The 22,295-nt window shown below is 38.3% G+C and carries 22 protein-coding genes and 2 pseudogenes; 7 read left to right on the top strand and 17 right to left on the bottom strand.

Features of this window, described 5'->3' with window-relative positions; all coding sequences use genetic code 11:
• Together CHU32_RS28995 and CHU32_RS24885 are read right to left on the bottom strand one after the other, a co-directional pair.
• Positions 1-96 (bottom strand): hypothetical protein (locus tag CHU32_RS28995; RefSeq protein WP_047353200.1); only part of this gene is annotated, 96 nt, incomplete at its 3' end.
• Positions 97-504: 408 nt separating this feature from the next.
• A complete protein-coding gene (locus tag CHU32_RS24885; RefSeq protein WP_032625850.1) occupies positions 505-1,497 on the bottom strand; it encodes an ankyrin repeat domain-containing protein in 993 nt (330 codons plus the stop codon).
• A gap of 180 nt (positions 1,498-1,677) precedes the next feature.
• Here CHU32_RS24885 and CHU32_RS24880 point away from each other — a divergent pair.
• Positions 1,678-1,819, top strand: a pseudogene (locus CHU32_RS24880) (ATP-binding protein); the annotation flags it as partial.
• A 65-nt stretch (positions 1,820-1,884) separates the two neighbouring features.
• On the opposite strand, the pseudogene CHU32_RS28990 reads toward CHU32_RS24880, so the two are convergent.
• Positions 1,885-2,013 (bottom strand): annotated as a pseudogene (locus CHU32_RS28990) (IS3 family transposase); the annotation flags it as partial.
• Positions 2,014-2,239: 226 nt separating this feature from the next.
• Between CHU32_RS28990 and CHU32_RS24870 the strand changes: the two are divergent.
• From CHU32_RS24870 to CHU32_RS24860, 3 genes are all read left to right on the top strand, one after another.
• Entirely contained in the window at positions 2,240-3,094 is an 855-nt protein-coding gene (locus tag CHU32_RS24870) for a DUF6387 family protein (protein ID WP_032625845.1), read from the top strand.
• A gap of 122 nt (positions 3,095-3,216) precedes the next feature.
• On the top strand, positions 3,217-3,423 hold the full coding sequence (locus CHU32_RS24865; protein WP_032625843.1) for a helix-turn-helix transcriptional regulator: 207 nt from the start codon (positions 3,217-3,219) through the stop codon (positions 3,421-3,423).
• A gap of 203 nt (positions 3,424-3,626) precedes the next feature.
• Positions 3,627-3,902, top strand: a complete 276-nt coding sequence (locus CHU32_RS24860) for a hypothetical protein (protein WP_032625841.1) — start codon at positions 3,627-3,629, stop codon at positions 3,900-3,902.
• 543 nt (positions 3,903-4,445) lie between these two features.
• On the opposite strand, the gene CHU32_RS24850 is transcribed toward CHU32_RS24860, so the two are convergent.
• Positions 4,446-5,009 (bottom strand): helix-turn-helix domain-containing protein, encoded by a 564-nt coding sequence (locus CHU32_RS24850; protein ID WP_032625838.1) that lies wholly within the window; start codon positions 5,007-5,009, stop codon positions 4,446-4,448.
• 985 nt (positions 5,010-5,994) lie between these two features.
• Here CHU32_RS24850 and CHU32_RS24840 point away from each other — a divergent pair.
• Positions 5,995-6,420: a hypothetical protein gene (locus CHU32_RS24840; RefSeq protein ID WP_032625833.1), complete on the top strand. Its 426-nt coding sequence runs from the start codon at positions 5,995-5,997 to the stop codon at positions 6,418-6,420.
• 137 nt (positions 6,421-6,557) lie between these two features.
• On the opposite strand, the gene CHU32_RS24835 is transcribed toward CHU32_RS24840, so the two are convergent.
• The 7 genes from CHU32_RS24835 to CHU32_RS24805 all read right to left on the bottom strand — a co-directional run bounded on the left by CHU32_RS24835 (position 6,558) and on the right by CHU32_RS24805 (position 11,015).
• Positions 6,558-6,878, bottom strand: a complete 321-nt coding sequence (locus CHU32_RS24835; protein WP_032625832.1) for a hypothetical protein — start codon at positions 6,876-6,878, stop codon at positions 6,558-6,560.
• A 26-nt stretch (positions 6,879-6,904) separates the two neighbouring features.
• Positions 6,905-7,291 (bottom strand): hypothetical protein, encoded by a 387-nt coding sequence (locus tag CHU32_RS24830; protein WP_032625831.1) that lies wholly within the window; start codon positions 7,289-7,291, stop codon positions 6,905-6,907.
• Between the two features lie 48 nt (positions 7,292-7,339).
• Positions 7,340-7,612 carry a hypothetical protein gene (locus tag CHU32_RS24825; protein WP_032625830.1) on the bottom strand — a complete coding sequence of 91 codons (273 nt, stop codon included), beginning with the start codon at positions 7,610-7,612 and terminating at the stop codon, positions 7,340-7,342.
• 188 nt (positions 7,613-7,800) lie between these two features.
• Positions 7,801-9,000, bottom strand: coding sequence for a relaxase/mobilization nuclease domain-containing protein (locus CHU32_RS24820; protein WP_032625829.1), 1,200 nt, complete (start codon positions 8,998-9,000; stop codon positions 7,801-7,803).
• The gene (locus CHU32_RS24815) at positions 8,997-9,404 is read right to left on the bottom strand and encodes a hypothetical protein (protein WP_032625827.1); all 408 of its coding nucleotides are present in this window, start codon (positions 9,402-9,404) and stop codon (positions 8,997-8,999) included. The genes CHU32_RS24820 and CHU32_RS24815 overlap by 4 nt, the downstream gene beginning before the upstream one ends.
• A gap of 201 nt (positions 9,405-9,605) precedes the next feature.
• Positions 9,606-10,559 (bottom strand): ankyrin repeat domain-containing protein, encoded by a 954-nt coding sequence (locus tag CHU32_RS24810; RefSeq protein ID WP_032625824.1) that lies wholly within the window; start codon positions 10,557-10,559, stop codon positions 9,606-9,608.
• Between the two features lie 15 nt (positions 10,560-10,574).
• Positions 10,575-11,015: a hypothetical protein gene (locus CHU32_RS24805; protein WP_032625822.1), complete on the bottom strand. Its 441-nt coding sequence runs from the start codon at positions 11,013-11,015 to the stop codon at positions 10,575-10,577.
• Positions 11,016-12,333: 1,318 nt separating this feature from the next.
• On the opposite strand from CHU32_RS24805, the gene CHU32_RS24800 reads away from it, so the two are divergent.
• Together CHU32_RS24800 and CHU32_RS24790 are read left to right on the top strand one after the other, a co-directional pair.
• Positions 12,334-13,359 (top strand): RelA/SpoT domain-containing protein, encoded by a 1,026-nt coding sequence (locus tag CHU32_RS24800; RefSeq protein WP_032625820.1) that lies wholly within the window; start codon positions 12,334-12,336, stop codon positions 13,357-13,359.
• A 397-nt stretch (positions 13,360-13,756) separates the two neighbouring features.
• The gene (locus CHU32_RS24790) at positions 13,757-14,029 is read left to right on the top strand and encodes a hypothetical protein (RefSeq protein WP_071993634.1); all 273 of its coding nucleotides are present in this window, start codon (positions 13,757-13,759) and stop codon (positions 14,027-14,029) included.
• A 31-nt stretch (positions 14,030-14,060) separates the two neighbouring features.
• Here CHU32_RS24790 and CHU32_RS24785 read toward each other — a convergent pair whose 3' ends face one another.
• From CHU32_RS24785 to CHU32_RS29030, 6 genes are all read right to left on the bottom strand, one after another.
• Entirely contained in the window at positions 14,061-14,879 is an 819-nt protein-coding gene (locus tag CHU32_RS24785; RefSeq protein WP_032625818.1) for a DUF4145 domain-containing protein, read from the bottom strand.
• 344 nt (positions 14,880-15,223) lie between these two features.
• The gene (locus tag CHU32_RS24780; protein ID WP_032625814.1) at positions 15,224-15,718 is read right to left on the bottom strand and encodes a hypothetical protein; all 495 of its coding nucleotides are present in this window, start codon (positions 15,716-15,718) and stop codon (positions 15,224-15,226) included.
• A gap of 751 nt (positions 15,719-16,469) precedes the next feature.
• Complete coding sequence (locus tag CHU32_RS24775; RefSeq protein WP_032625812.1) at positions 16,470-17,612, bottom strand: 5'-methylthioadenosine/S-adenosylhomocysteine nucleosidase family protein; 1,143 nt, start codon at positions 17,610-17,612, stop codon at positions 16,470-16,472.
• Positions 17,609-18,058: a response regulator gene (locus tag CHU32_RS24770; protein ID WP_032625809.1), complete on the bottom strand. Its 450-nt coding sequence runs from the start codon at positions 18,056-18,058 to the stop codon at positions 17,609-17,611. Before CHU32_RS24770 ends, CHU32_RS24775 begins: the two co-directional genes overlap by 4 nt.
• Positions 18,055-21,039: a hypothetical protein gene (locus tag CHU32_RS24765; RefSeq protein WP_032625805.1), complete on the bottom strand. Its 2,985-nt coding sequence runs from the start codon at positions 21,037-21,039 to the stop codon at positions 18,055-18,057. The genes CHU32_RS24770 and CHU32_RS24765 overlap by 4 nt, the downstream gene beginning before the upstream one ends.
• Before the next feature lie 31 nt (positions 21,040-21,070).
• Positions 21,071-21,502 (bottom strand): RipA family octameric membrane protein, encoded by a 432-nt coding sequence (locus tag CHU32_RS29030; RefSeq protein WP_439709998.1) that lies wholly within the window; start codon positions 21,500-21,502, stop codon positions 21,071-21,073.
• Positions 21,503-22,295: the final 793 nt, after the last annotated feature.

Here is a 22,295-nt window from a genome sequence, read left to right as displayed (position 1 = left end):
GGCTTTATTGTAGGTGGGCCAGTTGGTGATTTTGAACTTTTGCTTTGCCACGGAACGGTCTGCGTTGTCGGGAAGATGCGTGATCTGATCCTTCAACTCAGCAAAAGTTCGATTTATTCAACAAAGCCACTATTTTTATGCAAAACTGGGCGCGAGAGCACAATCTGGAGTTCAGAATTGGCCTGACATTTATACTGGCTATCAGCAATGGGCAGTTGCTGAATCCATATAACAAGATTTAATCTCATTTTTATATTTCCATAAGTCCCATGATTCAGCGCGAGTGCTTATAACAAAAATCGTTCGGAGAATGATAGGCAAGTTCACTAAACGATAAGGGATATTTTCAAATTGCCGACAACTTTTACATCACCGGGCAGGGGAGTCTGACCCTTAGTACCATACGCATCATAGATCAACACCCAATAAAGTTGATGCTGAATTTCTTTATTCATACTGAGACAGTATGTTTAATGAATGCGAATGAAATACATATATAAAATCTCACAGCCTTCCACCGTTTTTGACTATAGTAGATTTATTTTTAGCAGGTTTTAAATGCCTAGATATTTCTTTTTGTTCATGGCTGGTTTTGTATTTTAATATGTCATCATAATTCTTATCATCAGAAATTTTGGTTAGATCAATGAGGAACTCATTTCTTATCATCCACTTTACAATTCTCTTATCGATATCTTTGTAAAGAGGGCCACCGTCATAATTATAGAAATTAACATCTTGAATGTCACTGATACAATCAAGAGTGCTTAAAATATCTTTGTAATCGCTAATGTAACTGTTAATTACGAAACGATCTTTATTGAGCTCTATTTTGAATCCATATTCAGAGAGCTCATATAAAAATAATACTGAGTTGGTATTGCAGAAATCGACATGCAACGTTCTTCTTTCAAATTTATGAATATGGCGGAGAATGATATTATGCAATTCATCGTCATATTCCTCTTCAATAAAACCTTTTCCTGCATGATTAATATGGTTGACATTGCATCCGGAATCTATTGCTATGGATAAAACCTCCGGGGAGAGGGGCAGGAAGAGAATATTTCTTCCTTTGTTATCAACGTGATTTATATCACAACCGGCATTAAGTAAAACTTGTAGCCCTTCAGCATCCATGTAATGTGCAAAAATGCAGGTATAGCCTTTAGCATCTGTATGCGAGGTGTCTAAACCTAGTTCAATCAACTTCTTTAGTATTTCGGGATTTTTTTGATGAAAGAGAGCATTTTGTCCCTGCTCGTTAATATGGTGCACATTAATTTCATGGCTGAGCAGAAAATCCAGTGCTTCAGGGGTTCTACAGCCAAAAATGGCATTATTGCCGTTACTGTTAACAGCATTAATATCATAGCCAGCTTTTAAAGCATGCTTTATATCATCAGGTGATCTTGGATTGAAGAATGATTCAGAAATGGCAAGGTCTAATGCCCTTTCTAATAATCCCCTTTGTAATAATGACGTAACTAAGTCCATAAACACCCCCATGAAAAAATGTTTAAATTCATTAGATATCAGAAATTCTGAGAAATGCAACAGAGGGGACAGGCGTTTCTGATGTAAGGAAGTAAAATTTTAACAAACCACCCATGGAAACATCAGAAACACCTGCCGTAAATTTACGCCTGTAACCTGCCGTCCGGACTATAGGACTAAACCTTCGCGGGAGATGCTACCATTACATCGGCAATGTTGAACTGGATTTTACATCACACACGTCGTGCAAATAAAAGGAGAAGGCTATCGACTGAAGCAAAAACAGAAAGCCGGGGTTATCGCTGAAACTAATACTGAGTAAACAAGGTGGATCAACACTAGACCGTAGGTGGTGCGGTATGTGGATCACTTTTTACCCGTTGTTGACCCATGGCGCTCCCACGCCATTTCCAGTGCTCTGATGGCAAGTTTGCTCTCAGGTGAGAATTGAATTTCATTGCCCACCCCTCTGGGTTTTCTGGCGAACAGGTCGAGAACAACGACAAGATACGCCCAGAGTAAAGTAAGAGGCAGGGTGTAGTCGGGCCATTTCCCTGCCAGGATGTAGACCTTGGCAAGATGCATCAAAAGTTAACAAATTTCTCAGTCCAACTTCCTTCTGTCTAGGTTAACTTGCAAGCAGGAACTGCTTTTCATCGATTAGTGAATACGGTAGTTTTTTCAAACTAAATGAAATGTATTCGTATGACTTAAATCTTTAAGAAGGCAGGAGATTTGAATTTTGAAAAACTGGTCACCAGAGCATACTAAAGAAATCAAAGCTTGGCTTGACATAGATAACTATCGCAAGCTCGAAGACATCAGTTTAAATGCCTTGTATCACGAACTTTGGGCAAGAGCACTTCTGTACAAGCCATGTCCTACTGAAGAAGAAAAGAAAGGGCTTTGGGTGTACATGACTGAAATTTTCAGTGGGAACCCCCATCTATTCAAAGGGAAGCAACTCGATTATCCAACCGTTAACTATACCCTCTACAGTCCTCCACACATTTTTATCACCGATATCACCAGGCTTGCTGAACTTAGTGTGATGGCCCTTAGTGTCAATCTTTTCACCTGGGAGGAAGGAAACGATGAATATTGTGTTAATGCGCCTCATCACGAAGCTTATGTGTCACAACTCTTGTCCCCCTTATGCGAGAAAACGGTGTTGCTTGAAATCGATCTTGGTAGTGGTACTGACGATGAAATAGCCGAATCGATAAAAGCGGCCCTGCCACAATGGAGATCGGTCAAAGGAGTGGAAGTTAATGAAACCGGTATCGTTCGTTTCGGCTATGGAACCATTAAAAAAATCATAAATTATAGGTTGATTGCGATGCTGGACATCTTACTTTGGGCAAAAAGGAAAGAACTAAGAATCTCAGATGATCGCCTCTCCCGGCTTCTTTATACTGATGAAGATGAAGAAACAACTATCCGTTTAGGGTATCACATTAAAGACTCAGATCGTCCACTTGCGATGAAAGCTGCAACGATAGACTTCATTAGGCAGTTCAATTTTTTCATGAACCGAAATCCCCACCTGAAAAACATGAGAGTTTCAGATGTGATGAAACTCTCTGATTCTAACTGATCCCAAATTCCCGAAGTCTACTACTGCAGGGCAGACCATGACCCTGCAGTTAGGAAGCTCGCTCCTTTCTTTTCCCAACTGTTCGTATAGTGACCCCATTACAACGACAAAGGGAAAACAAAATGAACAATAAAAATATACGCCTGCTCCGACTTCCTGAAGTTATGAATAAAACCGGCTATGGTAAAGCCTGGATTTATCGTCTAATCAACGAAGGTTTATTTCCACAACCAATAAAAATTGGTTCGCGTGCAATTGCATTTGTTGAAAGTGAAATTGATGAATGGATCGCATCTGCAATTGAACGTTCACGTAATAATGCAGCCTGATTACGGGGTTAACGATGAATATATTAAATTTAGTATGTAAAAACAAATGGCGATATTCAGCAGTGAGCAGAGGGCCACCTGATATGTCATAAGTAGTATTAGGTCAGGCTTTCGTATTAGGAAGTAATAAAAATAGTTATGGGGGAATATTATTATGATAGTTCGCCGTGACACTATATATTAATAAGAATAGGGGATTTAAAATGAATGATTCTATCAGAGTGCCGGAAGATAAAGATTTTGTATGTGCATTTGTAGCTTCACCGAATAGCTTGTATGAAGCTATTGAGGCCTATTGTGATTATGTAGATCCAGTCGAAGAGATAGCGTTTGAGCACGTGCTTCTTTATGTGTTGTGTTCTATACTCGTCGAGGGTGGTACAGATATTACCATTAATGATGAGTTACGAATGTGTATTGAGCAAATTGTCAATGAAAAAAATAGTGCCATAAATAATAATGTGGATAAAAAGATGTAAGGTCTGTAGTAAATTATCATGGGTACAGACAGCACAAGTCTGTACCCTATCATTTAAATTCAACTGGTTATAATATATGAAAATTATGTTCTTTTGATCGTGGTCATCTGGTTTTGCTATAGTAAATATTATAGGGGTAATAATATCCTGGGCTTTTATTTCCTGCTGTTTGTTTTTTTAGAAAACTGAAAAATACAGGGTTTAAACGATACTGATATTTTAATTCAGTAGGCATAATAACCTTAACATCAATCAATTTATCGATGGTTTTATAAAATGGGCAGGTGTGTTTTGTAACCCTTCTTGCTGTGCAATGGATGTAGCGCGATGAAAACTCAGGTAAACTATGCTCTTATCTGGTGTATACGACGCGATTAATGTAAGCAACCAGAATACATAGTGAATAGTATTATACAGATTATGACTTTCAGCTGATGATTTATTCTTTTGAAGATAAGTGGAGAGTCTTTGTTGCATATAGATATCCTTTGTTTTGTTAAAGTTTTCACTCGCGTGTAGAAAATTACCACGCTGTAATGTTTTTTAAAATGGAATGCCGTCTGCAGGATATCGTCTTCTGGAGTTTTTAACTGGCTTGGTTTTGTTCCCTGCACGATAAAAATTAAACGAATTGGCAAAGTCTTCTGTCTCCAGTCTGGACTTTCTGAATTTATCCATCAGATCCTCATTGAAACGACGAGGAATTCCTTTAACACACAAATTTGAATTCAGGTATACTTGATTATCTATGGTGTCACGAATAAGTATTTTCCTCCCAAATAACTCTTTGAATGCACGTGAAACATTTGATTTATTCAGCCCAAGCTCTTTGGCAGTACGTGACTGTGAAAAATCAGGAATAATATTTCCATAATCAATGGCTGAGAAGAGATAAAGCACAATTCTAAATGCTGTGGGCGTCAAATCCATTCTGGCGAGTGTAGCCATATTACCTTTGAAGATCATTGAAAAATCGTCTCTGAATGACGTTTTTTTATAGCTGTTTGCTTTAATTTTTATTTCTTCCAGATCTTCGGGCATAACCTCTAATGCTTCTGCAATAATGGATTTTTGTTCTTTAGTTAATACAACACTTGTGATTGACATAATGGCTCCTTTTTTATTGTTATCATTACAGATATGGCATATTTAATTTATTTGTCAACGGCTTTGGTAATATTATTTTAATTATATTTTACTTGAATTTTTTATCCGTTATTTTGTGGTGGTAACAGGTTGTAGAATTTAAAACAAGGGGTGCTAAATTTAACCATCACCTGTTATGTGATTGATAATTTTTGGTGCTGAAATCAATAACGGCAGATCTTGTGTAAATATATGATTTTATTATGTAATTTTCGATTTTTATCTGCAAGATAAAAGAGTGATAAAGAAATAAGAAACCACAGTTTTGCATTAGATCGATACTCAAGGCCTTGGTGTACCTGATGAAAACACTTTTATTATTGCTTTTCTTAAATAATATCATTTCTTAAGTGAAGCCTGCCCAACTGTGTGTTGCGCCATTGGGCTTCAGAACATTGCTATAGTGTTTTCTGTCAGTATAAATACGCTTCGCGCAGAAGTTCAGACAAATGGGGTTAGCTGTCAGCACAAATACGCTTCGCGCAAAAAATCAGGAGGCTGAGTTGATCGGGAAAGCGAACACAGATACATGATTTACCCGTTTGCTGACTACGGCTCACGCCGGGACCCTTCGGAAAAATCCTTTCTGCTTCAGCGAGTGAGTGCTGCGGGCACTCAGCGGCGCTGCTAGGGAAACAAAATTACGGTTTTTCAATTGTTCGGTAAAAATAATTAACATTTATCGGTAGTAAGGGCGTAAGCCAGTGCGTAGCACGCTCTCAAAAATATTCCTGTGGTTTCTTATCTGCAATAGGGAAATAACTCAGATAATTGAAATATGAAACAGTAATGCAATCGGTAAGACAAAACATTTCCACAGTAAAAGCTGTTTTTTATTTATGGAAGAAGAAAAACATATATAAATAATAAAATATTCCATTTTACTATTGATTTTAATTTTTAAGATGATAGTACTTAATTATAAAAACAAAAAATGGAGGAAATCATGAGTGCTATTAGTGTTTTATCTCAGGAAGAAAAATTTATACATGTTGTTGATAAATTTATAACCCATCATCACAACAGCGTTAATAACAATACCTTTTATAAAAAACTTTATGTTCTCTTCGCTGGGTATCATCTAAAGTATTTTTATTCACGGGCGCAGTACCGCAACTCTTGTTATCACGTTGATAATATTATGCAGATGTTTACAGGAGTCGTTTCGACCCTGAACACAACGCTGCTCAGGAAGCTTGCAAATAGCGACACGTTGCTGCATTGCCTGAATTCACTCGTGAATTATATTTCAGGCAATCTGTATGAAGCAGAGCATATTTATGCTGATTTGCTGGCACAGTATGAAAAGAAACGCATTACAGGCTCTCTGGCTTATACTCCTCCTGGCTCAGTGATCAGAAAAAGACTGTGACAGCGACAGCGGCGTGGATAGGGCATGGGATACTGGAGATAAATGGAGCTGGCGTATCCGGCAGGACACCAGATGCAATAAAAAAGGCAGGGCCACCCATTCGGTGTCCCGCCTGTCGTGATGGTTTTACGGTAGGTTTACTTATCAACGACCTGCCAGCCATCATCCGTTTTGACAAGGATTACAGCAGCAGTACGCTTTTCGTTATCAACAACAACCGTCACATTACATTTATAGCTTTTATCCGATACTTCTACGCAGTCATGCTTTTTGACAGATTTTAATTCCCGCAGTGCGTCTTTCGGGACATCTTTACCTGCTATGGATTTAACGATGGCATTCGTCTGCTCCACGACCTTATTCATGGCATTATAAAGATCCTGTTCAGAGGGCTCACTGTTACAGCCGCTCAGCAAAAAGACAGCGGTAACGAGTGTGATAACGGCAGAGGTTTTCATAAATTGATTCCTGGCTGTAGGATGAATTACTGAATAAGACCCGTGTTCATTCTGCTGTTATTTTCAGAGAACGACCACTTGCTGACTGTTTCGCCTTTAAATTCGATTTCCAGCGTTCTGGCCTGCGTCTGTGAACCCCCCGTCAATAGCCCAATCACGGGAATAAATGTGGTGGCATCGAATTGATTGTTATCCATCGTGTACATCCATTCTTCATTGCCATCATCCAGCGTGGTCCGGGTATCTGGTTCACCCAGACTGGCCGTTATTTCTGATTTGGTTGTTTTATTTTTGATAATTTTTGACTGCAGACTTTGTGATGTTTCATTTTTAAGATGCTGATTGCCTGATGTTGAACATCCAGCGATAAGGAAAGTAAAAATAAAAAATACAGAAGCAATGAGTCTGTTCATAAGTTCTCTCAATTTAATTTTTATGTTTGCGGTGGTGCGAAATTAATATCACCGTATAAAAACGACTCTGTCTGCATATTTCTTTTTTATAATGCAGAGAAGAATAATGACGCTGGCAAAAAAAGTAATGACTGAGGTAGGAGTGCTGCCGGTCAATGAAAATACTAACCAAGCGAGAGCTAATGCCACGAATTGAAACAGGAATGCCACACTGAGCGGGCTTTCACCATAGGCCACTTTTGCATGGCAGCCTTTGCAAATCCGCACGCCGTGGGGACTTTGTGTAAAGCAGAAGGGGCACTGAACGGTCTGGTTACTCATTGCGACTCCGGGGCCTGATTTAAGATGATGTCTTTTTGAGCATTTTCGTTGAATGATCCTCTTTAGTAAAATTGCTTGTACCGATCGATGGATCTCTTATGATAGGTTATAACTATCATAACTATATTATCGATCTATATAAACGATCAATATTTTATTGACTATCCTTGATTTATGTACTAATTGAATTATGGTATGCGATGAGTGTGATTGCTAACTGTTTGTTCCTTAAGAGAATGAACTGCTCTGAAATGAACAGGGGTCAACAACTCCAGGTGCAGGATCTGGCGGAAAGGATGTCTGGTGGCATTCAGCAGAGACAGCCCCCTACGTTTGAGAAGTACAACAATATGACTGAGTAATAAAAGCCACGACTGAAGACGACGCTGGGGGGGTATCTGACGAGCTGTACTGTGCAGTTTGCTCCTGAGTTGAATGATACCCACGGTTTCCTGCTGTCTTTCCCGACAAATTTTTTCTTCAAGCTGATGGATTTTCTCGAGGATTGTTTCCCGGTTTACAGTCTGTTTTTCAGGTCTGCATGATGGCACTGGCACAGAAGCAGGCTCTGTTGGGTTTTGCTCTTGTTTCAGTAAAGTCAGATGCTCCGGTGTAAAATCAATCAGTGTTTGCAGGGAAGACCAGCCATATTTTTTCCCCAACTGAGAAGCTTTAAAGGCAATGCCCTGGTACTGAAATGAAAAGCCGTTCATTTTTCCTGTCGACGCGATATTGGGTTTACAGGTCACACCTTTCCGTTCCAGCATATCGATAAAAGTCAGTAAATCGGGACGGCCGGTTAACGCATTATCAATCAGGCTCTGCAGAGTGGACTTAGGGCAGGGAGTTGTCGTTCGTTCAGCCATCATCAGCTCATTGCGGGAAGGCTTTCTTTTCTCCTGACGCTGACTACCGGTGGCAGGTGTGGTTTGAGTGAGTTTGTGGACTTTCTCCAGTTCGCTGATAATCCGGGTACTGATGAGATTTTCATTTTTTCCCAGGTACAACTTTCCATCGGCTATATCAATCCTGCTGGCAAGAATATGAATATGCTGCCCGTCAGTATCGTCGTGCACGATATAACAGCGAAGGTGAGTGTCAGTGAACCCCATCCGTGTCATGTAATCGTCAGCAAATGCCGCCCATTGTCTGACTGACAGTGTTTCTCCTTTGGTCAGTCGAAGCGAATTATGCCAGACAGGTTTAGCGACGTCGGGGCGCAGCAGTCGGGTGCCTTCAAATTCACTGATAAGCTCAGCAGCAGTACTTCCGGTCATATTACCACCGATGACATAAGGCGTGATTTTGTGGTGAGAGCCTGACTTCAGGCTATAGAGAACTACACCTGTAAATTGTTTACCCCGCTTTATTTTCTGCATGCCTTTCATTGATTTGGATCCAGAAAGGCTGAAGGAATAAGGTGATCGCGAAGCGTTTTGATTTGTCTGCGCAGGGCAAAGAGTTCTGTTCGGGTCAGTTCGCTGTCAGAGCTTTTGCTGTCGAGATGACTCAGCAGGTGGTTTAAATCCTGTGAAAGGCTGCCAAGTTTAATCCATGCTTCACGATTGATTTCTGGCAGAACCGGCGGGAATTTATTCAGGGAAGCCATCCTGAGCCATTCTCCTTTTTTATACTGACCTCTTTTACTGTCGAGAATAATTAACTCTTCTTCATTTAATCTGACACTGACGCAGTAATGTCGTATTTCATTCTCAGGAAGTTTGTCCGTATGGAATTTACCGCGTTTTGATACTCTGGTTATATCATCATCATTACTCATGTCACTGCTCATAGTTATCCTTTTATTGCATGTTTATTACTACAGATAACCGATGAAGTGAATAAGTCAAGCTGTTACGGGGTAAATAATTTAATTGGCTGGATTAAAAAAGGTATACCATTTGACAAATAGTATACCCACGAGGATATATCGGATTAATGATCATGAAATAAAATCTTTCAGACTAAGAAAAGGGTTGTTTACTCCAGAATTTTAGAGTCTTTTTCGCAAAGGTGCACGGGGGATCTCTGGCTTCATTTCTTTTAACAGATCTTTTTTCTCTCTCCCTGCGATATAAGAAAAAATCTTATCAGAGTCAGAACGCTGTCTGAGTATATCGTCGTCCATTCGGATACCATTTCGAATAAACCATTTCACTCTCTCTATGCCGGTGTAGATACCAATATGTTCATCATGATAACAATTATAAAACTGAACATGACTGATATCGGTATATTTTTTCAGGGAGGTAAAGAAGGACTTCATGTTTTTGACATATAATGCGAAGGAACAGTGTTCAGCGATAAGGATATTACGCCCTTTTTCATGAAGCAAAGCAATTAGAGGCAAAGCCTCAGTTGAAACATGTTTAAATAAAACTGGCGTGCTGTCTATTCTATCAACATGGCGTTTGAGGGCATTAATACTGAAATCATATATCCACCACTCGTCGTCAGTCGGAAGCTCCAGCACCGCTTTGCCATTATAATCTCTGTGGTTTATGTCACACCCTTTATTTACCCAGTAATCAAAAATGTTATGATCGTGGAGGTTGTAAAGAAGCGTTTGTCCTTCGTTATCAGTGCTGTGGATATCAACGCCCGCGTTAATGAGGAGTTCCGCACAATCTATATCGTAGTGCTGCCAGTGAAGACAGGACTGGCCTTTATTATTTTTGTGGTGAACGTTAATACCTGATTTTATCAATAGCCCCAGTGCCCGTGGGCTTTTTCTGCTAAACAGGGCATTATTACCATAACAATCTGTATGGTTCAGCTCTATGCCTGCTTCAATCATGGCTTTTAAAGCCCCGATACTGTCGCAACCGAAAAGGGCGTTTTCACCGCCTTCATTTAGTGTGTTAATGTCAATGCCTGTAGCAATGCAATTCTGGACGTCTTTTTTAGATTTGCTGTCAAATAAATTATCTTCTATATAGTTACTCATGGGGGTTCTCCTTTTTTAAGCGGCCATTTTGTGCCAGGTATTATTGTTGTATTCATATTCTTTTATCTTAACGATCTCGTCATAGATCCGTGAAAAGGAAAACCATGAGATCTCTTTCACTTCTCTTTTTTTGTTTGTGTAAATGATATTGCAGCCACGAAAAGAAAATGACTGATAAAAAGCGTCGTTATTCTCCTCTTTAAGGAAGCGAATAAAGGATTTTATGGTCTCTTTTTTGTCCATGCCATAAGAGAAAAAGGTATGGATAGCAAATATGGTCAAAATGTTTCTTTCCGTCACCATATGTCTGGAAAAATAATTAAGATAAAAAACATGATCTTCAATGCTGTTTTTACAGAATACTGAGAAGTGAGGGTTATACAGACGGTAGAGATCTGTATTCTTTTTTGTTTTAGAGAGGTAACTTGTCAGGGTTGAGTGGTTTTGTTTTTTCATTTTTATTCTCCTTTATTGTTTTTTATGAAATGAATATATATTATCAAATAAATAAAAATCAAATTTATATTTAATAATAAAAAATAAGCAAGCGTTTTCTTTTTATTTAATTAATTTAATTCGATGTTTTATATAGGAAATATGATGTTTATCAAAAAGTGCTATTTTTATTTATCATTAATAAACTTTCTTGTTTGTGGGGGGGCATGATTGTCAGGAGCAGAGACTGAAAAATATCAGGTGTTAATAGGAGTATAAATTGAGGTATATGCTAATTAGAGAGCAGGGCAGCATTTTTCGAAATTTTATATGGCGGGAAGGTTTTTCAGTAACAGTGTTCCATCAATAAAAAATTGCTTCAACTCTATCCATAGTGTGATTGTTAGAGTGAGGAGAAAAATTGGGTCATATCATCTCAGTTATTCTGTGCTCAGGTATAACCGTTAATTCGAATCAAACTATTGTTCATAGGTGTACCAATAAAGTTAAGAAATTCATATCTGAGAAAACATTTACGACCTGCTTTCTCCGCTGCTCTGATCGATAGTTGATTTTCAGGGATAATCATTCCTATCAAAAGGAAGGTATTTTCGGCATGCTGGCAAAGAGTCTACTCTCTTAGTCGCGTGTCCAATATTCGTAGGTAGGATCAGTCTCAGCCCGGAACAGTTTGAAAACCAGAACATCGCTTAGGGTCGCGTACACATTATGTGGGTAGGTTCAGAGCACCTACTGGCTCGAAAGAAAAGTGGCGATCCTCACGTGATTTTCGCTTAATATTCGTAACCAGTAAGCGCATACCCTGAATCACTTCAAAGTCTAATTCTCAGGGTGCGAATGACCCTATCTCGCTCACAGCAGACCTTCAGCTCACTAAGCTTGTCCGCTCAGTGCCTACAGCGGACGTTACTAACGAAACTGTGAGTTAAAAACTGGAGCAGGTCACCTCCATCCCGCGAAGTGGCATTCACAAATGCCCTCATGGACGGTACTTCTAATCTGATGTGAGCATTTTCGTGGATTTTTTCGAGCCACTCCAACGAATGATCACATTCAGTTTCGGGCACTAAAACGCCATAAATCCGCAATTTGATGAGTAGCGACCAGCCAATTGGCTAAAAAACAGCTTTAATTCCCTTTTTCAAGCGGGTTCCTTGTAGCACGTCTGGTGCATCCAATTCATTTCAGTTACCCTGATGCCATACCGGCACGGGCTAGCCCCTCTTAATTGGCGGTGGTTTGTTACCCTTGCTCGCTGTCGGGTCTTTGTAAGTTGTAATTCCTAAATTAGCATAATCTTATTATAAGGCGTCTTACTATGTACACTTTATCTGTTTCAAAAAAGGAAGTTGGAAGAGCTGGGGATAGATTAGTTTCTCAGTTTGGTACAGGTGAAAAATATAAAGAGGAAGATGTACAAATTCTTCATGAGTGGAGGATGTTGCATTTATACCCTTTAAGTAAAATACAGTTTTATATGGAAAGAGAGGCTATTTCCTTAAACAAAAATGCGTTACTATCCTCTAGAATTAAGAGGATGCCTTCCATTGTTACTAAACTTTCTAGATTTCCTGACATGAAGCTAAATAAGATGCAGGATCTTGGTGGGTGCCGGGCTATTTTAAATAATCTAGATCAAGTGTATGATTTAGTTAATAAAATAAAATCATCTAAATTCTCACATGAACTAGTTAGAATGGATGATTACATGATAGACGTGAAAGATTCCGGTTATAGAAGCTTTCACATGGTCTATTCATTCCAAAATAAAAAATTTCCATCTTTAAATGGATTACGCATTGAAATGCAAATAAGAACAGCTATTCAACATAGCTGGGCTACAGCAGTTGAAATGGTTGGTTTGTTTCGAAAGGAATCATTGAAATCTGGTTTTGGTGATGCAAGATGGCTTAGGTTTTTTGAATTGGTATCAGAGCTTTTTTATAAAGTTGAATATGAAAAAGAACCATCTGGGAGTTATATAAAAATATCAGAAGAATTAAGCCATTTATCCGTCGAGTTGAATGTTTTCGATATTTTAGCTGCTTATAATGCCGTAGTTAGCCATATTGAAGGTAGCAAAGAATATGATAAAGGACTTTGCATAATTGTTGTTGACACCGTAAAGCGGAATATAAATATAAAGAGCTTCGAAAATCACAATCATGCAAAGGCGGCAGAAGCTTATGTCGAGTCTGAAAAATACTGCGCGGAAAATAAAGGCTGTGAAGTAGCTATGGTTTCTGTTAGTTCAATTAGTGAATTAAAAAATGCATATCCTGCTTATTTTTTAGATACGAAAACTTTTTTAAATTATCTCAGCAGGTATGTTTTTATAAAATAAATACTATTCTCTGGAGTGGTCTAAACTCTACTAACTTAGTTTTTTTTAGACCACTTCTGACCACAATGGCCTGTAAGGATCTGATGATAGTCAACGTAAAAAAACAAAGCCGGCCGGTGGTGGCTATTCTAAAGTTATTCAATCAAATTCATGGAGGTTTAAGTGAATTATTTGTCCCTGGTCGGTATAGTGGCGACAGCTTGTTGCGAGAATTTGGCTATTGCACTGCATGTCAGAGCTCAGCGAAATTCTTGTTGATTATTAACAACGCACATCTTAACTTAGCCCAAGACGGATATTACAACTTTGCTTGTAAAGAATTCTGTCAAAGTTACATTCAAATTTAGTTGAGTTTTTTATAGAAAAGTACTATCCATCATGCGTTGAGTACGAAATTTTGTTTGACGGAATTAGCCGTTATCAATATGAAGAATGGCTGTATAGAAAGTATGATCCGAAATACAAGCCTTTTATAGATTTGACACCGCGGGGTGATCAGCCACCAACTCCTCAGCTGAGCAATTTCAAACTGTCTGGTCATGACTATTTCACCGGCAATCGGGTAGAGCAAGAAGCCGATCTGGGCGATGGTCTTTTTGTTGACTTTACAATAGGGCTGCAGAGATACAGAGACGAAGAGGGCAATGTAGATTGGTACGAACCTAAATAGGCTGGCGAAAGTCCAGCCTACACTCTTTTCATTAAACAGTTGATGTTCGGGAAAACTTCTTTTTTTGCTTTTTCACACCTTTGTTTTTTACTATTTCCCGCGCCCTTTTCTGAAGGTCTACACCTGATGGATAGAGCGCGTTGAGAATGTGCTCAGTCAACCGGTACGCATCAAAGAGATCACTTTGAGTTAAACCTGATGTTGCGTGACTCCCTTCATTACCCAGCCATTTAACGGCAAATAAAAGCTCATTTAACTTTTCAAATATTTTCTTTCTATGTGCAGCTATGGCAATTCGCTCGTGCAGAGATATGAGGCGCCGCTCGCGCTTGGCCTTACCTTTCGGCTTAACTAGTTTGTATTTTGGAATATTGTATTCAGACAAAAGGTTTTCTATCGCCGCTCTTACCTTGTTTGCTGCTGACCCAGGCGAAAGTAGTGTCAGTGAAAATGCCTCTTGTAAATTTTCACATACTTCGGATGGGCATTCTGTGGGGATATCTATATACTGTAGGGTTGGTATGAATACTTTGGGTGTGTAATAGCTAAAGTATTCCTGTATCTGCTCGCCGCGTTCATTTACGGCAATATCCATCTCAACATGACCTGTGCCAGAGCAGACAACAACTTCCTCGCATTCATGATTTTCGCAAACCAGAACCGATGTAAAAACCTCTTTAATCAATTCTGTTTCAAAGCCGAGAAATTCAATAATGCTATGTGATTCACCGGTCACCCTTGCGTTAAATGTTTCTTTATCGAGTTTCAGACTGCTTCTTCCGCAACCTGGGCACGGGTATATAACGTAGTCATTAAGTTTGAAAGGTTTACCAAATGAAAACTTATCCATTTCTTTCTCGCTGATTCCTCTATGAATGGTCGCGAATGAGTTTACCACATCCAAACTGAGGGTTTGCCCCCTTCAGGTGAGTCAATGGTCGAGTGCGGGACACCATCAGGCGAGTTTGTGCGACAAAACTATCTAAAAAAGGTGTATTCAAGTAAATCTAGTCGGATGTCATCAGATATCGATCGCACATTTTGAATTTCCACTGCTTTAGTAGTCATTTTTTAGCTAATTTGGACTGACTTCCGCTCCTCGCTCATAGCAGACATCGGTGTCTCCAGAACTGCCTGCTCTGTGTCAAAAACGGACGTACTAACTTTACACTGAGTCAATCAACGGGGAGCAGGTCAATCCTGCTGTAAGACCGCTATAAATTCCAGTCTACGCGGTCTGATAAAACCTTGCCCTCCTAATGCGGAAAGCTGCCACAATGGTTTGCCACCCACCTCACCAACCGTTTCCAGCGTGCACCCCATTTTGTCAAGCAAGAGGGTTAATGCTTTTGAGTCGGGTTCCAGTAAACGCTCCACCTGACTGTGCCCCATATAAGACCACTCGCCATTGATTTCTTTAAAATAGAGGAATGGGCTACATTCCTTTTGCACTTTCACAAGACGGTTGAAGTAGTTTCGGTACGCATTATCGCCAGAAATGAACAATAGATTATCCAAAGGGCCATTGACGCCTCTGCGCGCAAAGATGGCTCGAATTAATGTAGAGGAATTGCCACGCGAGGGATTTAAAAACCCGCCCTGCGACAGTCCCTTTTCGCCCGGTTTCAGGGATTTATAACGCTTCTGTATGTCCCTGAATGGATAGTTTTCACCGACGGTAAATGTCATTGCACTTCTCCTGAAAAACAACTACGTAAAAGATAATTAACGACCAAAATGTTGAAAACTTTATTCAGTAGCAGAAAAAATCGCGATTTCGCACTGTCTTTAGTTTGTTGGGAATTGCAAGCATTCCTGTAATCCATACCATTCGCTTTTAGATAATTTCCGGAGCCCCTCCAAGACCAACGTCCGCTCCTCGCTCAGAGCGGACCTTCTGCCCAGTGAGCTAGCCCGCTACGTGCCAAGTGCGGACATTGTTCACATCTACCTGCATAATCTGCGGGGGAGCAGACCTGGGGGAGGGGTTATGATGCGCTTATGTGTGAAGCGCTGGAGATGGTGAATGCACTGAGTCGGATGACGCAATTGGGGATACCGTGCAGCGTTCGAATCACATGACAGGTGTGCCAACAGTAGCCATCCCGCCGACCAACTTCTATGATATATACGTCAGGGCAGGCCAGCGGAAAGAAATCAACCGTCTCAAAATTCTTAAGGATGTAATCGACCGCAATCTGTGTCCCGATCAGGCTGCGGAAATTGAGCGATATGAATCGACTCAGGCTCCTACAGGATGTCATCGATCACAAGCCGCGTCCTGGCAAGGTTTCCTAAATGCTCGGTATCCCGCCGTACCCCTGCAGCCGTCTGCAGAAACGTTATCGCCCGTCCGGGCCGCTTGGTATGAACAATCTCTGGTGTCACTTTTCCTGACATAACTCAGGTCATAGATAGTTAATGATTAATAAAAGTAGTATTATGTATTTAATTTGTAATGATTTTTAATGGCTAATATAATAAATTTAGCAGAAATGTAACTTCCGTATATATGTAAATCATCGTCTTTATTCGAATCGCAAAGATCTACGACGGTCTTTGCACAAATACATAATGGTTTATTGATGGATAACTCAGTAGCACGATGGATTGCAAATATCTCCATATCCAAGCCACCTGATTTACGATGATGATTTTGTATGTTTGTTAACAACTCTTTAGATGCTACTACAGCTGAACCACTAGTAAAAATGGAGAAAATAGGTGGAGTTGGTTCATCAGGTTTAGTCGCACTATAACCTTCTTCAAGTTCTTTAAGAAAATCATCTTGGTCGATCATTATGCTTAAATTTGTCAATGTATTCTGATCGGTGGATACTTGGTAAGGCTCTTGCTTAAAGCCATCATCAGTCCATTTACCAGACTGGTATTCGTATGCCATTTTTGAAACAAGTAATTGGCCCAGTTTAACATTATCTGTAAAACCACCACAAATCCCACTCATTGCTACAATTGATGGCTTATAACGATCAATACAAGCCCCTGCGATGATAGCTGCATTAACAAGTCCCATGGATGGCAGAAGGACGACTGAACCTTTTTTCTCTCCGATATCAATGTCATAGAAATCAATTCCCCGTCTATTACATTTTTTACCATTAATCATGGTAATATAAGGAGTTCGCTCTTCTTTTAATGCACAAAAAATCAAAAAGTCGAGAGTTGTATTTTTATTTAGTTGAATCAGTAAATGCTCAAGTGTCGACTTCCACCCTTTTTTGTTAGAATAAGTAGAAAGAATACAACCATGTGATTCGTAGAAATCTCTGAGCTTTGGGAATTCATCTGGAAATGAACTGATAGCTAATAAAAGAGATTCTTGTTTACTAGATTTCTTGATAGTCTCTAATATCGTTAATCCATTAAATTGCGCTTCACCACCGTCAATATTAGGTAGTTTTAAATCAATTATGAATAATCCAATATCATGATGTAGATTTGTAGTGAAGTCGGTCATGCTCTTGGCTATAATAATATCACTATCAACTATATTTTTTGATAGTAGAAAACTCTTGATATCATCTCTTTTGTTTTTATTATCTTCAATTAGCATTATTTTCATGCATGTTTTCTCAGTATAGATGTTATCTTTTGCAAAGTAGGTTGAGATTTATAAGTATATAAAACGGCACCAATTATATCTTGATTATATTTTTCTTTGACAACACTTATTGATTTTTGCAACTTCACTTTAACGCCGCCAATGTAAAAATCAGGATATTGGGTGATAATTATTATTTTTGTTGTTTTCTTACGCGATTTTAATGCTCTCAAAACTTCTATTCCACCTTGAGCTTGGTCATGTCCTTTTTTCTTATCTCCTGAGTTATCGCTAAAAGTAGATAAGGCCATATCTAAAATAATCAAATCGAAATCATTGTCAATAACAGCCAAAACCGCATCATTCACGCAATCGACTATTTGTGGTTCAATTCCGTAAACTGTTTTAACACATTGTATTAACTCATCTCTTTTATGTACTTCATCCTCAACCAAAAGTATTTTCATGCAATTGCTCCTGAAGTGACTGCATTTTCTTCTGTAGCTATTTCTGCGTGGATCGAAAACCCTAAGGTCAGCTGCGAATTATCATTATCAAAACGAAATCTCATAGTCTGTTTGCCTTCGTTAGCTCTGGTAATGAATTTTATCTTTTTAATTCCAGAATAACCTTCCGTAACCATATCTGTACTATCTTCTTCTGCACTAATTGCTTCTTCAATTCTTAGTTTAGATTCTTCAAAGTTATGTTTTGCTACTTTTGATGTGATATCTACAGATACAGACTCTAATACTGATTCTAAGTCTATTTTTAGCACAGAGACATCAATATGTATTACACTATTCTCCTCTCCATGTGTATGCGCGTTTTGTAATAGTACGGCGAGACAGTCATACAATCGATGAACACTTATACCTGTGTATTTGTTGTCTATTGCTTCACCATTAAACTCTACATTATTATTTCTATTTAGATCAATTAGAATTATTTGACATAAATCTTTAATTGAAGCTGAGATGAATCCAGTATCAGGAACTTGGAACCAATCAGAAACTTTGATAAATACTTCGTTTACCGCTTCGTGTAGCTCAGCTACAATCTGCGTCTCCCCAATGCTGTGATTTTGGAAGTGTTTATCGATAGAATCCTTTGCTTGTTGTAATAGTGTTGTCCTAATAAACCTTGCGGCATTTTCAAGTTGAGGTGTTATTTGCTTCCAGCAAAACGCAATGATGAGCTCATTTAGCAATTCACTTCTACCGGTTGAACGAAGAGTGTTTGTTAAGAGGCGAATATTTTCACTGGTCGCGGAATCATCAGTGTCAATCGATGCGTTAAATAAGGAATTACTAGACTTAAATTGAAGGTGTTCACGCCTGAGTTTATCAACAATAGCTTTATAAGATGCAAGCCAGGATTCAACTATCCTTTGCATCTGTTGATTTGCAAGTACTATTCTATGTTCAGGTTTCCGAAGTACCGCATCTACAGTATCTGTTGTTACACCATCTAGAGTATTATGTCTAATTCGTCTGCCGAGGTAAGACTGAATACCAAATTCGTTATTAAGGCAAAATTGTTCAAAAGCGTCTTTTGCAATTTGAGGTATAAGATAGTCACCACTATTTACTAGCTGTATATATAATATATCTGATTCATTTTCATTATCACTTTGCGCAGTTGATATAATAGCCTCTGAGCGACTGAATAGTGAACGATATTGTTCTGTGGACATCGTAGGGTTACTGTCTAACCAATTTTTCATCGATACGCTATCAACATAAATTCTACTACTATCAAAATATTTTTGAAGCTTCGATACCTTTTCTCTTGTATTTATTGATTCTGCTTCTATTATGTACTCGATTTGATTTAATTTTTTTCCAACCGACATTAAAATCTCACGTCGTATCGAAGAGGCTTCTGAAGCATTAGATACAAGGCCGTACATTTTCTCCAGAGTGACTTCATCTAGTGATACAACTATATAGCTGGCTATTGCAGGGCTGCTTTCAAGTAAATCAGAAATAAATTTTACGATAGAGCCACTAAATTTTTCTTTAACGTATGATATAAAATCTGTTCTAAAGTCAAAGTCAGTATCAGGGTCTGCTGATTTTTTCCTATATAATGCAAGTGTCAGTACAGTCACTAAGCTTTTATTGTCTTCCGATGATGTTAACAGAAGCGTCTGCATTTCATCTTCGGTCAGCAATGTATCTAGCCTCAAAGTATTTTCAAAAATAAACTTTATATTCTCTCCTGTTAATGATAACAGGTTATTTCTATTTCTAAGAATATTTAAAAATAAGTAGGTTCTATAGAATGTATCCTGCTTTATTTCTAATTTCTCATTAGTGCTTATACCATCGTTAGCTAATAATAATCTTTTTTCATCTTCGAATTCTGCAGTTGAGTGGCTGTGTTTGATTTCTATTTCATTTAATAATCTGGCCCCTATAACCTTATCAATTTTGTTTCTATATCTTGCTAGATCTTTACGTTCTAAAAATGCGGAAGAGTTTCTATATAAATCTAATGAATAATCTCCCTCGTCGTTAAGAGAACGGTAATAATCAGTCACTATTTCATTATTTTTAAGTTCGGAGGTGTATAACAATAAATTATGGATTCCAGATATTAGTTTAGAGTTAAGTCTTTTTTCTAATTCAAACTTAGCTTCTTTAAATTCATCATCCAAATTAAAAAGCACGACTAGCGAGTATATAGCATCAATTAGAGCTGATTCAGAGGCTCTTAACAAGAACTCCGCTAAGTCATCGATAGATAATGGTGTAGGTATAAAGTTATTAAGCGATATAGCCTTTCTTATATTCCCATCTACTCTTCCAATTAGTGCGCTTACTCTTCTTCTGGCAACAACAAATAAGGATATTCTTGAATTCAAGTTTTCTAATGCGCTGAAATGAAATCCAGGTCTATCTTTATGTCCGAATTCATCTTCAATTTTTGTGACTATCTTTTGATCATTTGATGTTAGATCACGTGAGCTTATGAGATAAGCTAGTTTGTATGATAAGAAATTAGATGCTCCATATTCTTCGCTATACTTTAATATCAATCTAAGAGCCGTGTCTGTTTCTAATTGCTCTAAATATGATAGCGATTTGATAACTTCCAGATGTCTTAATGAAACATCTTCAAATGAATTTATAAAACCAGATAGGTAGCTTAGCTCTTCTCTCCATGATAATGGTTTAGGTGTAATCATAGTGTAAAGTTCACTACTCGTTGGCTTTTCACTTATTTTTAGTAACCCATCTCTTCCCTTTATTACTGCTCCTATTATCATGCAATCAGAAAGATTATTATCTTTTCTAATTTTCTGGATTTCAAACTTATTAATTCTTGATTTATTCAAATATCCCCTCAATAAATTTCTTTTGTTTTTATTTTTAACTTTAGATAATGTATTTAGCAACTTTAAGCTATTTTCTGACTTTGATTGCCATTTGGTATAGTCCATTTTGTTTCAGTCCTATAAAATTTATAAAAAATTAGCCCATGAAATTTATAACCATCGGAGTTATTGAAATCATAAAGCCAAGGCATGATATGATAGCGAACGATAGCCTGAAACATTTCCCATAACTCCATAGTGAGCGCATGGTTTTATTGAGGTTTTCATTATTGTGGTCAGAGGTGAAAATTTTCATTTCTTCATTATCATAATTATCCTCTGCTTTTCTCAAGGCTTTCTCTGCATTTTTTATAAGAAATGACACCCTTGAGTCAAGTTTATGAAAAATAAAGGTTATAAATATAATAAATATACCCAAGGCAGATGTCAGATAAATTAGATTGCCTCCTTGCTGTAAGCATATTCCACTACCTGCTATCAAAAGACTTATTATCGTAATATAGAAATTAAATACCGTCATTCTTTGTTGAGAGTGTAGTTCAAAATATTTCCAAGCATGCTCTTGCATCATATTAACCTATGTCTCTTCAGATTTACTATCTATCAAGGTTATCTTTTTTCAACGAAAAACCACCTTCGCCAACCTATAAGGATCATGTAAGATATTCATTCTTCTTCTAAAATGCTACCGCCCTCAGGAATCCTTAACCTGACAAATCTTCTTATGCTTCTACATATCCTACATAGTTCAACAACATCTTCAATATTTTTCGCTGCTCTGATTGTGCAATTCATCCTGCTACAGAGGATTCGGAGACAGAGTGTGACCAGTGCTTCTGACACTCAATCTCAATGTCCGTTTTTTCGCTCACAGCGGACCTTCAGCTCAGTTAGCTTGAACGCTCCGTGCCAAAGTCGACCTTTCTATAGTAATCTGTCACAAAACATTGGGCGCAGTTCAATGGATATGTGCTTACTGGGTCTGGCTGTTCTTTTCTAACCGAAGGGCTGAAAAGCAAGGGGAACTCGGAGAAGCAAGCGCAGCGGCTTCGTAGAGTTAGCCCTTGCTTCATTTCGTATAATAATAAAAAATCGTAGTGGACGATGTTATTATATAAATACATACAGCTTCGTTTGCATTTATTTTAAAGCTTCTATTGCAGTTCAGGAGAAGCTTCGAGTCCATTGCTTCGGTAGCTTAAAGGAAGCTAAATGAAAAAGCTGTTTAAATGCTTCGCTTACAATGATTTTAAAAGTTTCTCTTATAGTGCAGGAGAAACACCAAATTCATCGCTTCGGTAGCTCAAAGGAAGCTAAATGAAAAGGTTGTTTAAATGCTTCACTTGCATTGATTTTAAAGG

This window comes from Superficieibacter electus, from assembly GCF_002915575.1.
Taxonomy (GTDB): domain Bacteria; phylum Pseudomonadota; class Gammaproteobacteria; order Enterobacterales; family Enterobacteriaceae; genus Superficieibacter; species Superficieibacter electus.
This window is presented reverse-complemented; position numbering and strand designations above follow the sequence as displayed.

Bases quoted from the DNA above. Each gene is read 5' to 3' on its own strand.
- CHU32_RS24885 (WP_032625850.1), bottom strand. From the start codon at position 1,497: ATGGACTTAGTTACGTCATTATTACAAAGGGGATTATTAGAAAGGGCA.
- CHU32_RS24865 (WP_032625843.1), top strand. From the start codon at position 3,217: ATGAACAATAAAAATATACGCCTGCTCCGACTTCCTGAAGTTATGAAT.
- CHU32_RS24860 (WP_032625841.1), top strand. From the start codon at position 3,627: ATGAATGATTCTATCAGAGTGCCGGAAGATAAAGATTTTGTATGTGCA.
- CHU32_RS24850 (WP_032625838.1), bottom strand. From the start codon at position 5,009: ATGTCAATCACAAGTGTTGTATTAACTAAAGAACAAAAATCCATTATT.
- CHU32_RS24840 (WP_032625833.1), top strand. From the start codon at position 5,995: ATGAGTGCTATTAGTGTTTTATCTCAGGAAGAAAAATTTATACATGTT.
- CHU32_RS24835 (WP_032625832.1), bottom strand. From the start codon at position 6,878: ATGAAAACCTCTGCCGTTATCACACTCGTTACCGCTGTCTTTTTGCTG.
- CHU32_RS24830 (WP_032625831.1), bottom strand. From the start codon at position 7,291: ATGAACAGACTCATTGCTTCTGTATTTTTTATTTTTACTTTCCTTATC.
- CHU32_RS24825 (WP_032625830.1), bottom strand. From the start codon at position 7,612: ATGAGTAACCAGACCGTTCAGTGCCCCTTCTGCTTTACACAAAGTCCC.
- CHU32_RS24820 (WP_032625829.1), bottom strand. From the start codon at position 9,000: ATGAAAGGCATGCAGAAAATAAAGCGGGGTAAACAATTTACAGGTGTA.
- CHU32_RS24815 (WP_032625827.1), bottom strand. From the start codon at position 9,404: ATGAGCAGTGACATGAGTAATGATGATGATATAACCAGAGTATCAAAA.
- CHU32_RS24810 (WP_032625824.1), bottom strand. From the start codon at position 10,559: ATGAGTAACTATATAGAAGATAATTTATTTGACAGCAAATCTAAAAAA.
- CHU32_RS24805 (WP_032625822.1), bottom strand. From the start codon at position 11,015: ATGAAAAAACAAAACCACTCAACCCTGACAAGTTACCTCTCTAAAACA.
- CHU32_RS24800 (WP_032625820.1), top strand. From the start codon at position 12,334: ATGTACACTTTATCTGTTTCAAAAAAGGAAGTTGGAAGAGCTGGGGAT.
- CHU32_RS24785 (WP_032625818.1), bottom strand. From the start codon at position 14,879: ATGGATAAGTTTTCATTTGGTAAACCTTTCAAACTTAATGACTACGTT.
- CHU32_RS24780 (WP_032625814.1), bottom strand. From the start codon at position 15,718: ATGACATTTACCGTCGGTGAAAACTATCCATTCAGGGACATACAGAAG.
- CHU32_RS24775 (WP_032625812.1), bottom strand. From the start codon at position 17,612: ATGAAAATAATGCTAATTGAAGATAATAAAAACAAAAGAGATGATATC.
- CHU32_RS24770 (WP_032625809.1), bottom strand. From the start codon at position 18,058: ATGAAAATACTTTTGGTTGAGGATGAAGTACATAAAAGAGATGAGTTA.
- CHU32_RS24765 (WP_032625805.1), bottom strand. From the start codon at position 21,039: ATGGACTATACCAAATGGCAATCAAAGTCAGAAAATAGCTTAAAGTTG.
- CHU32_RS29030 (WP_439709998.1), bottom strand. From the start codon at position 21,502: ATGCAAGAGCATGCTTGGAAATATTTTGAACTACACTCTCAACAAAGA.